Source organism: Enterobacter cloacae complex sp. P15RS (assembly GCF_014895905.1).
In the GTDB taxonomy this organism is placed as follows: domain Bacteria; phylum Pseudomonadota; class Gammaproteobacteria; order Enterobacterales; family Enterobacteriaceae; genus Enterobacter; species Enterobacter quasihormaechei.
Window position 1 is genome coordinate 22,875 of sequence record NZ_JADBQL010000030.1, and the last position, 13,938, is coordinate 36,812.

Sequence of the window (13,938 nt, forward strand, 5' to 3'; positions counted from 1 at the left end):
GATGAACGAACATACGTCGCCTGCATTTTGGCCCGCCCGGGGAAGTCTCCATGAAGGGCGGGCTTTTGTTCTGAAAGAGGATGTTATTTTTACCGTGCTGGCGCAGGAGGGCGGCATCTCCTGGATGAACGCGCGGCATCCCCAGTCCGGCGGTTCGTTTATTATTGCCACCGCGGTCAGCGATGAAGAAGAGGAGCGGGCAACCCGCCTGCTGAAGAACGAGTTTGCCCTGCGCGATCGGCTTCATGACGGCTGGGCCATCCGGCCCGTCGCTTCTACCCAGTACCGCGGACGTTTTGCGCTGGTCTACGCGCCGTTCTGCTTTGAACTGCTGGCGTGCCGGGCAGGCAAGGCGATTTCCGGGATCGCCCGCTTTATTGAGATGGCAATCCGCATCTGCGGTCCCCTGCGCCAGATGCATCTGCACAACCTGATCCACGGCGATATCAAACCCGGGTCGATCTTCGTTCACCATGACGCCACCTGCCGTCTGTGCAGCTTTGGCCTCGCCTGCGGCACCTCTGACGCGTTCTCCCAGACCCGGCTTGCCGCGTCTGGCGGCACGCCCGCCTACATGTCACCGGAACACACCACCCGTACCCGGCGCGCCGTCGACAGCCGGAGCGATCTCTACAGCCTGGGTATCGTGCTGTATGAACTTCTGACCGGGCGATTACCGTTTGAACTGAGCGCGGATGACCAGACCAGCTGGGCGCATTACCACATTGCCTCTGAGCCGCTTGCGCCGGGCCGGGTGCGCCCGGATGTCCCCGGCATGCTGTCGACCATCATCCTTAAGCTGCTGGAGAAGAATCCGGAGAACCGCTATCAGACCGTCGACGGGCTGATTGCCGACCTCAGGCGCTGCCAGGCGACGCTGACGGTTGAAGGCGAAATTGTCGACTTTATTCCCGGCCAGCAGGATCGCTCTCCGGCGATCCATCTGGCCGATTCGCTTTTTTCCGCTCATCCGCAGGCCAGCGACGTCATCGCCGCGTTTGAGCGGGTGAGCCAGAGCGGTGCGCCGGAACTGGTTACGATTGGCGGACCGTCGGGGATCGGCAAATCTTCCGTGATCGCCACCACGCTGAAATCGCTGCAACAGCGCAAGGTGCTGCTGGCGGTGGGCAAGGTCGATCAATATTCCCCCACGCTGCCCTACGGCGTGCTGAGTTCGGCGTTTCGGACGCTCACGCTGCACCTGCTCGGGCTGCCAGCCGGGGAGGTGGCGACGTGGAAAATCCGCCTGACGCGCGCGCTGGAAGGCTACGAGGAGCTGGCCGTCAGCCTGGTGCCGGAGCTGAATTTACTCCTGGAGAACAAACCGCGTTTCTCAGCGGATACGTTTTCCATCGACGCGCGGGCGCGCTTCAGTCATATGGTGCTGGCGCTGGTGAAAACCTTCACCACCCAGGGCACGCCGCTGGTGCTGCTGCTGGATGATGTGCAGTGGATCGACGTCGCCAGCCTGCAAACGCTCGATCACCTGCTGCGTACCTGCGGCGCCATTCCGCTGCTGGTGGTGGTGGCGCACCGCGATCTCAGTTCACTTTCTGACCCCAGCTTGCAGACCGCGCTGGCGAGCCTGCCGGAAGCGGCGCAGCACGCCACGACGATCGTTCCGCAGCCGCTGTCGGTGAAGGCCGTGGCGCGCTGGCTCGGAGGGATTTTTCATGCCCGCAGCGCCGGCACCACCGATCTTGCTACGCTGATCCACGAAAAAACCGGCGGCAACCCGCTGTTCGTGCAGGAATTTTTCCGCCGCATCGTCGATGACGGGCTGGTAGTGCACAACAAATATCAGGGTAAATGGCATTACGATCTTCAGGCGATCCGCGCCCGGCACTACACCGAAAACGTGGTGACGCTGGTGCTGGAACAGCTCAAGGAGATGCCTGACGAAACGCGCCGTCTGCTGGGCAGCATCGCCTGCCTCGGCTGTACGGGCGAGCTGGAGATGCTGTGCCGCGTGGTGGGGCTGTCGGCGGCGGAAATCCGCTACGCGCTTCACCCGGCGGTGACCGCTCAACTGATTGTGCTGACGGAAAAAGAGTATGCCTTTACCCACGATCGGGTGCAGGAAGCCGCCTTTGCCCTGCTGGATGAGGGCGAGAAAAGCCATCTGCACCTGACCACCGCCAGCCTGCTGGCGGACGCCGCGCGCCAGGCGGCAGGCAATGAGCTGCTGTTCCGCGCGGTTCACCACGTCAGCGCCGCGCTGGACTGCGTCCAGCCTGCGCCGCAGCGCCAGAGATTCCGTGAGCTGAGCCTCCAGGCCGCGCGGCGTGCGAAGCGTACCGGCGATTACCTTTCCGCCCTGAGCTATATCCAGACCGCCAGAGCGCTGGGGAATGCGGGTCCGGTATCGGACTTTATGCTCGATATCGAAGAGGCGGGCTGCGAGTTTGCGCTCGGGCACCTGGAGCGTACGCGGGCGCTGTGCGATACGATCCTTGGTTCACCGGGCGGGCTGACAGAGAAAGCGCTGGCGGCCAACCTGCTGGCGGAAGTCTATATGCGCCAGTCGGAGATACGCCTGGCGCTGGAGGCCTCGTTGTGCTGGCTGGGCGTGTTCGGGATCCAGGTCAGCCGCTACCCGGAAAATGCCGATTGTGACGAGGCCTGGCAGCAGTTCTGTGAACGCATCGCCGACGCGCCACAGAACCCGTTTTCTCAGCTGACGCTGATGAAGAATGCAGAGACTGAAGCGGTAATGAACCTGCTTTACAGCGCCAGTATGTTCGCCAGCTTTACCTGCCCACGGCTGCACTTTTTACTCCTGTGCCGGATGATGCACCTCACGCTCGACCACGGCATTACCGGAGCATCCACCACGGCGATGGCCTGGTTTGGCGTGCTGATTGGCCACCGCTACGCCGAATACCGTCTCGGGTTTGAGTACGGCACGCTGGCTCGCGAGCTGGTAAACCGCCACGGCTATGATGCCTATGAAGCCAAAACCCTGCTGCCGCTCGACCAGCTCAGCGTCTGGACCCAGCCGCTGTCGTACACTATCGAGTGCGCGAAAGCCTGTTTTACCTCAGCGGTAACGCACGGCGACACGACGATGGCCTGCTTCGCAGCCTGTCATCAAATCATTAACTTCCTCTCCCGGGGCGATCATCTGGACGGCGTGCTGACCAGCATCGATCGCGGTCTGGCCTTCGTGCGTAAAACGGATTTCCAGGACATTGAAACCGTTCTGCACATTCAGCGCCGCTACGTGGAGTTTTTACGTACGCCGGTGACGGGCACCTGGAGCGCCGCCCAGGCGCTGCCTGACGATCTGCTGCCCGCACCGCCGGAGCAGGCGCCCGAGCAAACGTCGACCATGCTGTTCTGGTACTGGCTCTATCGCGGGATGGCGCACTTTACCTGCGGCGAATATGCCGACGCGCAGGCGGATTTAGAGAGGGCGGGCTGGTATGCGTGGTCCGCGCCGGGCCATATCCATCTGCTGGATTACCATCTTTACAGCGCGCTGGCCCTCTCGCGCCAGCTCACGCCGGAGACCTTTTCGGCGGATTATCGCCGCAGCATTCATCACCACTACGACAAAATTGCCCTCTGGGCGCGGATCAATCCGGGCACGTTTGCCGATAAAGAGGCGCTGATTTACGCCGAAATCGTCCGTCTGGACGGCATGAACAGCATCGCGCTGGAGCAGTATGAAAAGGCGGTGCGCCTCTCGCGGGAGGGCGGGTTTAACCCGATCAATGCCCTGGCGCACGAGCTGGCGGGGCGTTTCTCGCTGGCCTGCGGCTACCCGACCGCCTCCGACGCCCATTTCCGCGGGTCGATTGCCGCCTGGGGCCGCGCCGGGGCGCAGGCCAAGGTGCGCCAGCTGGAGCAGGATTTCCCGCACCTGCTGGCCTCCGGGCAGAGCCGGGCGTATGAGTCGGTGGCGTTCGCCCAGGACGAGGTGATCCGCGATTTACAGAGCGTCATCAAAGCCTCGCGCGCCCTGTCCGAAGAGATTAACCTCGAACGCTTAATCGAAAACCTGATGACGCTGCTGCTCGAACGGGCCGGGGCGCAGCGCGGTCTGCTGCTGCGCGTCAGCGATAATCATATACCGGAAATTGAAGCCAGCGCCTGGACCAGCACCGACGGCGTGCGGGTGCGCATCGTGAAAGAGTCACCGATGGCGACGGACATGCCGCTGTCGGTGCTGGCTGCGGTGATCCGCACCGGGCAGGAGATCCGCACCGGCAAGCCGGAGGCGTTCCACCCGTTCAGCCAGGATCCGTATCTGGTGACGTCCGGCGCCGCGGTGATGTGCGTGCCGATGTTCAAGCAGGCGCGGTTGGTGGGCGTACTCTATCTGGAAAACCGCCTGATGCCGGAGGTGTTTACCGCCGAGCACTCGCGCGTGGTCAGCCTGTTGGGCGCGCAGGCGGCGGTTTCGCTGGAGACGGCGCGGCTTTACGCCGAGCTGCTGGCGGAAAATATCCACCGTCGGCGCGTGGAGAAAGAGCTGCGCGCCAGCCAGACGTCCCTCATGCTGGGCGAGCAGATCAGCCACACCGGCAGCTGGCGCTGGGAGCTGGTGCAGGATCTGATGTTTATCTCCGAAGAGTACGCCCGCATTCTCGGCCTGCCGGAACAGCAAAAAATGCTGTCAATGGCGGAGTTTTTGACCTACGTCCATGAGGACGACTATGGCCGGATTGGCGCCCTCGTTAACCAGAGCGTGCGCGACGGGCTTTCCATGCGCGCGGAGTTTCGCATTATCCGCACCGACGGCTCCGTGCGCTACATTCTGGGGATTGGCGATCCGGTGGGCGTGGGCAGCGAGGTGAACGAGTATTACGGCATCATCACCGACATCACCAGCCAGCGGGCGGCGGAGGATGCGATGCGGGTGGCGCAGGCGGATCTGGCGCGGGTGTCCCGGGCCACCACCGTCGGGCAGCTGACCTCCTCGATCGCCCACGAGATCAACCAGCCGCTGATGTCGATTGTCTCGAACGCCGGGGCGAGCCTGCGCTGGCTTGGCCGCGATCCGGCGCGGCTCGACAAGGTGCGCGAGGGGCTGGAAGAGATCGCCGCCGAGGGCGAGCGGGCGGGGGAGATCATCCGCAGCATTCAATCCCTGACCCGCAAGCAGGATCCCACGCTTACGCGCATCGATCTGCACTTCCTGATCCACCACATTATTATGCTTTCCCGCAGCGAGCTTGAGCTGCGACACATTAGCGTTGATTACCTTTTAAACGCTCACGACAGTTTTATCATTGGCGACAGCGTGCAGATCCAGCAGGTGCTGCTTAACCTGGTGATGAACGCGGTGGAAGCGATGGCGGAGATAAAAGATCGCCCGTGCAGCATCACGATCTCCACCGCGAACGGCATTGAAGGAAAGGTGATCTTCGAGATTGCCGATACCGGCAGCGGCATTGAGCCGGAGCTTACCGAGCGGATCTTCGATTCGTTCTACTCCACCAAGGCACAGGGAATGGGGATGGGGCTGACCATCAGCGCCAGCATCATTGAGCGGCACCGGGGAAAACTGAGCGCGCGCCGCAGGGAGCCGCACGGCACGGTGTTTGCTTTCGCGCTGCCGCTTGCCGGCCCGGAGGCGTAAGGGTTATTCCACGGTTTGGCTTTGGGTCAGGCGCTCGACGGCCCTGACCAGCTCGGCCACGGAACGAACCTGCATTTTCTCCATCACCCGGCGGCGGTGCACTTTCACCGTTATCTCGCTGACGCCCAGCTCGGCGGCGATCTGCTTGTTGAGCTTGCCGATGATGGCAAGCTCAAGCACCTCACGCTCGCGCGGGGTGAGGGACATATGGCGCTGCTTCAGGGCGTAGTGCTCTTTGTTGCGCAGGGCGTTGTTTTCCGCCAGCTGAAGGGCGGATTCAATGGCGTCGAGCAGCGCGCTCGATTCGACGGGCTTGGTGAGAAATTCATAAGCCCCGCCTTTAATGGCGCGCACCGACATGGGAATAGTGCCGTGCCCGGTGAGAAAGATAATCGGGATCTCGCGTCCGCTGTCTTTGAGCGCGTCCGCCACCTCAAAACCCGAGATGGCGGGCATTTGCATGTCGAGGATCACGCAGGAGGGCAAATCGTCAAAGGGGTGCTGAAGAAAGGCTTCTGCCGAGGAAAAGCCGATGGCGTTCAGGCCCGCTGATTCCAGCAGCCCGATTACGGACTGCCTGACTGGGTCATCGTCATCAACCACATACACAATGTGTTCCATTCACCGCCCCGGTGTGCGCTCAGTAAATCATTGAGAATAAAAACGGCCCCGAAATGAACGTAAGGGACTGTTTGCTATGCTCATTCATACTAACACATTAATTATCATTATCATTTATCAATATGAAGATGATATGAAAGTGTAATAAAAATGTGGCGATTTAGTTAGTATCGAAACGCTGTTTTTAGAGGCTTTCCGGTTGCGGAACCCGAACGCCCGCAAGGCGATATGCATCTTAACCCGCGATGTTTTTGAGTGAGGACGGAGACGGGTAAAACAGGCTACACTCTGGTTTTGAGCGCGACAAGCTGAGGACATAACAATGCACTACACACTGAAAAGCAGTGACGATAAAGAAAAAGCGGAAGGAACGACCGGCGCGGGCGCTCTACAGCAAAAATTGCTGGAATCCCGTTCGATTGTCATCTCCGGTGAGATTAACCAGGAGCTGGCCCAGAAGGTCATCACCCAGCTGATCCTGCTGCAAAGCGTCAGCAACGATCCGATCAAGCTGTACATCAACAGCCAGGGCGGCCACGTGGAAGCGGGCGACACCATCCACGACTTCATTAAGTTCATCCGTCCGGAAGTGCACGTGATCGGCACCGGCTGGGTGGCGAGCGCCGGGATCACCATCTTCCTGGCAGCGAAAAAAGAGCACCGCTACTCGCTGCCGAATACTCGCTTTATGATCCACCAGCCGCTGGGCGGCGTGCGCGGTCAGGCGACGGATATTGAGATCGAAGCGCGCGAGATCATCCGCATGCTGGAACGCGTGAACAAGCTGATTGCTGACGCCACCGGCCAGCCGCTGGAGAAAGTGAAGAAAGACACTGACCGCAACTTCTGGATGTCCCCGGCGGAAGCGCTGGACTACGGGATTGTGGGCAAGCTGATTACCCATTATGACGAGCTGAACCTGGATTAAGTTTTAGCCCGCGCGTGCGTCGGGTGACGGCTTCGCCATACCCGACCTACGCGCGCTCGTTTGACCCATGACAAGTTCCCCCCCAGCCGTCTCCCCTATAATCGCGCCTGTTTACCCTCTCACTGGTGCTAACCATGGCGTATCAACTGAACCTGAACTGGCCGGAATTTCTTGAAAAATACTGGCAAAAACAACCCGTTGTGCTGAAAAATGCCTTCCCGAATTTTGTCGATCCGATTACGCCGGACGAGCTGGCGGGTCTGGCGATGGAGCCGGAAGTCGATAGCCGCCTGGTAAGCCATGCCAACGGCAAGTGGCAGGCGAGCAATGGTCCGTTTGAGCATTTCGATAACCTCGGTGAAACCGGCTGGTCCCTGCTGGCGCAGGCGGTGAACCACTGGCATATGCCCGCCGCCGAACTGGTGCGTCCGTTCCGCGTGCTGCCGGACTGGCGTCTTGATGACCTGATGATCTCCTTCTCCGTTCCGGGGGGCGGCGTGGGGCCGCATATCGATCAGTACGATGTGTTTATCATCCAGGGGATGGGCAGCCGTCGCTGGCGCGTGGGTGACAAGCTGCCGATGCGTCAGTTCTGTCCGCATCCGGCGCTGCTGCATGTCGATCCGTTTGAGCCGATCATCGACGAAGATCTTGAGCCGGGCGATATCCTCTATATTCCGCCTGGATTCCCACATGACGGCTTCACCCATGAAACCGCGCTCAACTACTCCGTCGGCTTCCGCGGGCCGAACGGCCGCGATCTGATCAGCAGCTTTGCTGATTACGCGCTGGAAAACGATCTGGGCGGCGAGCACTACAGCGATCCGGATCTGACCTGCCGCGAACACCCGGGCCGCGTGGAGCAGTACGAGCTCGATCGTATCCGCCAGATGATGATCGACATGATTAGCAAGCCGGACGATTTCACGAAATGGTTTGGCAGCTTCGTCTCCACGCCGCGTCACGAGCTGGATATTGCCGCCGCCGAGCCGCCGTATTCAGCAGAAGAGGTGCTCGACGCGCTGCAAGGGGGCGAAACGCTCTCCCGCCTGAGCGGGCTGCGCGTGCTGAACGTCAACGGCAGCGTTTTTATCAACAGTGAACAGCTGGAAACGGCGGATATGAACGGGGCAGACGCGCTGTGCCGCTACACCGAGCTCGGCCAGGCCGAGTTGGGCGACGCGCTGAATAATCCGGCGTTTGTGGACGAGCTGACCGGATTGATTAACCAGGGCTACTGGTTCTTCGACGAGTAACAGCAGGCGGCGTTTAGTCAGCCTAAACGCCGCTACGTTCAAACCAGCATGTTACACGCCTTCCAGTAGTTCAAAAGCCGCTCGTCGTCGCGCTCTTTCTCCGCTTTGATTTTCATCGCCTGGGCCAGATTCTCTCGCGATACCTCATGGCCTTTTTGCACGATGTCTAAGACCGCTTCACCAAGAGCCAGCGAAATTTCTGCCCGATTATTGTTGCGAATCGTCATAAATACCTCCTCGTTGGTTGCGATAATTTAATTATGAACGGGAAATAATCAGCCGGTAATAATTCATCTCATTCTTATTTTTTTCGATTCGGCGTTAAATAGACATAATATTCCATTCTGTCAATGATGTTTCAAAATGCTAATAAGTCTTTTAAGCCTGAATTTATGCGCTACAGTTAATTTCGTGCAACAGGCAAATAACCGAAACAGGAGAATGATTATGGTAGATAAAAGCGCAATTAAGGATCACACTCAGGTTGTCGCCAGCTGCGGAACGCACGTCGGGGTTGTGGACCATTTAGACGGTGAGCGTATCAAGCTTGCGAAGAGCGACCCGGAATCGGGCGGCAAGCACCACTTTATTCCTCTCGGCTGGGTCGATAAGGTCGAAGATAATAAAGTTGTCCTGACCAAAAACCATAAAGAGGTTTTTGCTGAGTGGCAGGAAGCATAAAATATATTTCTCGTTAAGAAATATACGCCTTCGCTCCGGCTTTGTCCGGAGCGTAATAGTGTCTGCGCCCGGTGATTGCTGACATGGCAAAGGGATGGTACTGTTTTGCCTGACCTTTCCCCGATGCAGGCCCCGAATTATGCTCCAGAGTGAAAATAGATCAGCGAAACGCCTATTTTTTGTTGAAGATTTTCAGATATTCGGCGAGCGCTACGGCATCGACTACCGTTTCCCGCTGTTAAAAGGGGAGCAGGTCAGCGGCAGCCCGGTGTTGCAGGGGAATGTGGAAGAGATGACGCTCTCGTCCGGCATTTCGCTGACCCACTCCGACGTGCATGTATTACAACCCTACGAAACCACATCCCGCCACAGCAGCCCGCTCTATATGCTGGTCGTCCTGGAAGGGTGCGTTACGATCGCGCTCAATGGCATCGACTATCACGTGCGTCCCGGCATGGCGTTCAGCGCCCGTCTGAGTGAGGAACAGGTGATGAGCGCGCGTCACGACGCCGACAGCTCGCTGAAAACGCTCTCGTTTGGCGTGTACCCGCATGAAGCCGGGCGTGAAGCCCTGCTTGAGTCGCTGCTGCTGGAATGGCAAAACCTGAATACACCCACGTTTGTCTGGCACGTTCCCGAGTTTGTTATGTCAGGTATTCAGCATGCGCAGCAGCAGAGGGGAAGCGTGCTCGCGCGTAAGCTGCTGCTGGAGGGACTGATGTATCAGCTGCTCGGCCACGGCCTGAACCAGCGCCAGCAGCCCTGCCCGAGCCGCCCTGAGTATGCGCGTCTGGAACGCGTGCGGAGCATGCTGGAACAGTCTCCTGAACGGGATCATACTCTCGCGCAGCTGGCGGCCCTGGCTGCAATGAGCCCAAGCAGCCTGCGCAGCAAGTTCCGTCAGCGCTACGGCTGCACGCTTTTCGATTATCTCCGCGACTGTCGCCTTGCGCTGGCGCGCCGCTATCTGCTGGAGGGCCACAGCGTGCAGCAGGCGGCCTGGATGTGCGGGTATCAGCATGCCACCAACTTCGCCACCGCGTTCCGTCGTCATTACGGGATTTCTCCGGGCGACGTGCGCAAACTCCGCTAACGTAATTTCGCCCATCGCGCGAACGCATCCCGTGCGGTTTAGCATCGCGCATACGTAACCTGGCGGCGCGCATAGCCGTTTGCACTCTCAAAAAGGTAATAATTCTTATTAACAATAAGAAATATCTCTGGAGAGGGTTATGTTTGCTAAATCGCGTCTGGCACTGCTGGTGGGATGGGTTACCGGTAGCGTCGCTTTTCCTTTACTGGCGCAGGATGCGCAAAAAACTGACACCGTGGTGGTGACCTCGCAGATGCAGTCTGCGGCCACCAAGCTTGAAACGCCGGATATTGAAACTCCGCAGTCGGTCTCTATCGTCACGCGCGAGCAGTTCGAAGAGCAGGGCGCAACCAGCGTGCGTCAGGCCGTGAGCTACACGCCGGGGGTCTACAGCAACCAGATTGGGGCGTCTAACCGCTTTGACTACATGGTGCTGCGCGGCTTCTCTGACGGCAGCCTGGACAACGTCTACCTGGACGGCCTGAAGATGATGGGCGACACCAACTCCCACAGCTCGCTGGTGGTTGATCCGTGGTTCCTGGACAGTATCGAAGTCGTGCGCGGCCCGGCCTCCGTGCTCTATGGCCGTTCATCGCCGGGCGGGATTGTGGCGCTTACCTCCCGTAAGCCGTCGTTCGATCCGGGCGGGGAGATCAAGCTCTTTGCCGGAAACAATAGCCAGCGTGGGGCGATGTTCGACGTCACCGGCCCGGTTGATGATAACGACCGCGTGGCGGTGCGCCTCAGCGGGATGACCCGCTATGCCGATTCCCAGTTCGATCCGCTGAAGGAAGAGCGTTACGCGCTGATGCCGAGCCTGACCTGGCGTATCACCGATAACACCCGTCTGGATCTGATGGCCTACCTGCACCGCGATCCGGAAGGCGGCAGCCACTCCGGCCTGCCGTATGAAGGCACCGTTGTGCCGCACAGCGGGAAGAAAATCTCCAATACGTTCTTTGAAGGTGAAGACGATTACGACAAGTACGATCGTCGGGAAAACATGGTCGGCTATAACCTTGAACACCTGTTTGACAGCGGCTGGTCCGTGCGCCAGAAGCTGCGCTACCTGCACACCAAAGTGGAGCTGAACCAGGTGTATGCCGCAGGCTGGTTGAATGACACCGAGCTGAACCGCGGTTATTCCGGCTCCGACGAGAAGATGAACGCCATCACCCTGGATAATCAGGTCGACGGCAGCTTCGACACCGGGGCGGTAAACCACCGCGTGCTGATCGGCATGGACTACCAGGACCGCACCAACAACGTGACCGGCTACTATGGCGGCTTCCCACCGATTGACGCCTTCCACCCGGTTTACGGCGCAAAGCCGGACTACATCACCCAGTACAGCAGGGAAAAGCATAAGCTTCGCCAGACCGGCTACTACCTACAGGATCAGATGTCCGTTGACCGCTGGCGCCTGACGCTCGGCGGGCGTTACGACCAGGTGAGCGTGTCGAACGTCGACAACTTCAACCACACCCGCAGCGATCTGGATAAAAACAACTTCAGCAGCCGCGCGGCGCTGCTGTATCTGTTTGATAACGGCGTTGCCCCGTACGTCAGCTACTCCACCGCCTTTACGCCGACCAGCTTTGCCGACGAGCAGGGCAATATCCTGGATCCGATGAAGGGCAAGCAGTGGGAAGCGGGCGTGAAGTATGAGCCGGAGGGGATGAACAGCCAGTTCAGCGCCTCGGTGTTCCGCATCAACCAGAAGAACATTGCCACCAAAGAGGAGCCGACCGATCCGTACCGTTCCATCGGTGAAATCGAATCTGAAGGCGTTGAGCTGGAGGCGATTGGTCAGCTGACCGACAGCCTGCGCATGCAGGCGGCGTATACCTACACGGATATTCGCTATAAGAAGAGCAGCCCGGAAGAGGAGGGCAAGCGCGCCGTCTATGCCCCGCGTAACATGGCCAGCGCCTGGCTGAGCTACGACGTCAAAACCGGCCCGCTGGACGGCCTGACCGTCGGCTCCGGCGTGCGCTATGTCAACGGGATCGCCAGCGATCGCCAGAACACCCATACGCTTCCGTCGTACACGCTGGTGGACATGGTCGTGGGGTATGACCTGTCGAAAGTGGGGCTCACGGGCGTGAGTGCGCAGCTGAACGTCAATAACCTGACGGACAAAAGCTACGTTGCGGCGTGTAACTCGCTCTCTTACTGTTATTTCGGTGCAGAACGCAGCATTGTGGGCAGCGTTTCGTGGAAGTTCTGAGTCGTTGATTTTGCCGGGTGGCGGCTTCGCCTTACCCGGCCTACTCTACCCGTAGGCCCGGTAAGCGTAGCGCCACCGGGCAAAAAAACGTACTACTCCTCCATCGCAATCACAATCGCTTCACCCATCTTTTTCAACGCCTCGCGATGTTTATCCGTCGGCGGCAGCGCCACGTTGATCCGCAGGCAGTTGCGGTACTTCCCTGATGCGGAAAACAGCGACCCGGCCGCCGCCTGGATCTTCAGGCGGCACAGCTGCTTGCTGACGCACACCATATCCACCGTTTCCGGCAGCTCGACCCACAGCAGAAAGCTTCCCTGCGGGCGCGTGACGCAAATTTCTGCCGGGAAATATTGCCGCACCCAGCAGGTGTAGGTTTCCATATTCTGCTGATAAATCTGGCGCATACGGCGCACGTGGCGATGGTAATGGCCGTCGCGAATAAACGCCGCCACCGCCATCTGCGTGCCCGGCACGTTAAACCCGCCCGCGGCGTACTTCATGTGCATCACCCGGTCGTAATAGCGCCCCGGGACAATCCAGCCGACGCGCAGGCCCGGCGCCACGGTCTTAGTAAACGAGCTGCACAAGATCACGCGGCCATCAATGTCCATCGAGTGAATGGTGCGCGGGCGCGGGTACTCCGCCGCCAGCTCGCCGTAGATATCATCCTCCACAATCACGATATCGTGCCGCTGGGCGAGCGCCAGCACCTGCTTCTTGCGCGCTTCCGGCATGATAAACCCGAGCGGGTTGTTGCAGTTGGGCACCAGGATCACCGCCTTGATCGGCCACTGCTCCAGCGCCAGCTCTAACGCCTCAATGCTGATCCCGGTCTCGGGATCGGTAGGGATTTCAATTGCCTTGATGTCAAACCCGCGCAGCATCTGCATGGTGCCGTGAAACGACGGGGACTCCACCGCCACGATGTCCCCCGGCTTACACACCGAGAGCAGGGCGATCGACAGCGCGCCGTGGCAGCCGTTGGTGATGACAATCTCGTTTGCCGCGACGGTAGAGCCGCCGTCCAGCATCAGGCGGGCGATCTGTTCGCGTAGCTCAAGGCGGCCGTCGAGCACGTCATAGCTCAGCATCTCGCTCGGGTTATGCTGCGCAAGGCGGCTCATCTCGCGCCACAGGGGCTTCAGGCTTGGCTGGTTGATGTCCGGCGAGCCGCCGCCAAACGAAATCATCTCTTTGTCGGCGCGGGCGTCCAGCAGCATCATCACCTCATCCCACTGGGTGACGTCCACCGGGCGCTGCACCGGGCGCGTCATCGCCGGAACGGGCGGCTGGGCTTTGCGTTTCGAGACAAAATAGCCGGAGCGCGGCTGGGGGGTGATCAGCTGAAGGTTTTCGAGGATCTGGTAGGCCTGCTGTATGGTGCTGATGCTCACGCCGTGCTCCTGGCTCAGGGCGCGCACCGACGGCAGACGCTCGCCGCTGCGATACAGCCCTTGTTCAATGCGTTCTGCCAGAAGGTTGGCGAGATGTTGATAGCGCGTCATGCTGTATCCTTTATTTTCACCATACAGATTGTTA

At 59.6% G+C, this 13,938-nt stretch carries 9 protein-coding genes; 6 read left to right on the forward strand and 3 right to left on the reverse strand.

Annotated features, from left to right (window positions below):
* Position 1: 1 nt before the first annotated feature.
* A complete protein-coding gene (locus IM267_RS17960) occupies positions 2-5,587 on the forward strand; it encodes an ATP-binding sensor histidine kinase (RefSeq protein WP_193033973.1) in 5,586 nt (1,861 codons plus the stop codon).
* A gap of 3 nt (positions 5,588-5,590) precedes the next feature.
* Here the strand turns inward: IM267_RS17960 and IM267_RS17965 are convergent, their stop codons facing one another.
* On the reverse strand, positions 5,591-6,208 hold the full coding sequence (locus IM267_RS17965) for a response regulator transcription factor (RefSeq protein ID WP_193033974.1): 618 nt from the start codon (positions 6,206-6,208) through the stop codon (positions 5,591-5,593).
* A 322-nt stretch (positions 6,209-6,530) separates the two neighbouring features.
* Between IM267_RS17965 and IM267_RS17970 the strand changes: the two genes are divergently transcribed.
* Both IM267_RS17970 and IM267_RS17975 read left to right on the forward strand, forming a co-directional pair.
* Positions 6,531-7,136 (forward strand): ATP-dependent Clp protease proteolytic subunit, encoded by a 606-nt coding sequence (locus tag IM267_RS17970; protein ID WP_063450782.1) that lies wholly within the window; start codon positions 6,531-6,533, stop codon positions 7,134-7,136.
* Between the two features lie 134 nt (positions 7,137-7,270).
* Positions 7,271-8,392 (forward strand): cupin domain-containing protein, encoded by a 1,122-nt coding sequence (locus IM267_RS17975; RefSeq protein ID WP_107534619.1) that lies wholly within the window; start codon positions 7,271-7,273, stop codon positions 8,390-8,392.
* Positions 8,393-8,430: 38 nt separating this feature from the next.
* Here the strand turns inward: IM267_RS17975 and IM267_RS17980 are convergent, their stop codons facing one another.
* A complete protein-coding gene (locus IM267_RS17980; protein WP_047363975.1) occupies positions 8,431-8,619 on the reverse strand; it encodes a hypothetical protein in 189 nt (62 codons plus the stop codon).
* Positions 8,620-8,839: 220 nt separating this feature from the next.
* Between IM267_RS17980 and IM267_RS17985 the strand changes: the two genes are divergently transcribed.
* From IM267_RS17985 to foxA, 3 genes are all read left to right on the forward strand, one after another.
* Entirely contained in the window at positions 8,840-9,073 is a 234-nt protein-coding gene (locus IM267_RS17985) for a DUF2171 domain-containing protein (protein WP_003863067.1), read from the forward strand.
* A 139-nt stretch (positions 9,074-9,212) separates the two neighbouring features.
* The gene (locus IM267_RS17990) at positions 9,213-10,166 is read left to right on the forward strand and encodes an AraC family transcriptional regulator (RefSeq protein WP_193033975.1); all 954 of its coding nucleotides are present in this window, start codon (positions 9,213-9,215) and stop codon (positions 10,164-10,166) included.
* Between the two features lie 121 nt (positions 10,167-10,287).
* Positions 10,288-12,396 carry a ferrioxamine B receptor FoxA gene (foxA, locus tag IM267_RS17995; protein WP_112792168.1) on the forward strand — a complete coding sequence of 703 codons (2,109 nt, stop codon included), beginning with the start codon at positions 10,288-10,290 and terminating at the stop codon, positions 12,394-12,396.
* Between the two features lie 92 nt (positions 12,397-12,488).
* On the opposite strand, the gene IM267_RS18000 is transcribed toward foxA, so the two are convergent.
* Positions 12,489-13,904, reverse strand: a complete 1,416-nt coding sequence (locus IM267_RS18000) for a PLP-dependent aminotransferase family protein (protein ID WP_193033976.1) — start codon at positions 13,902-13,904, stop codon at positions 12,489-12,491.
* Positions 13,905-13,938: the final 34 nt, after the last annotated feature.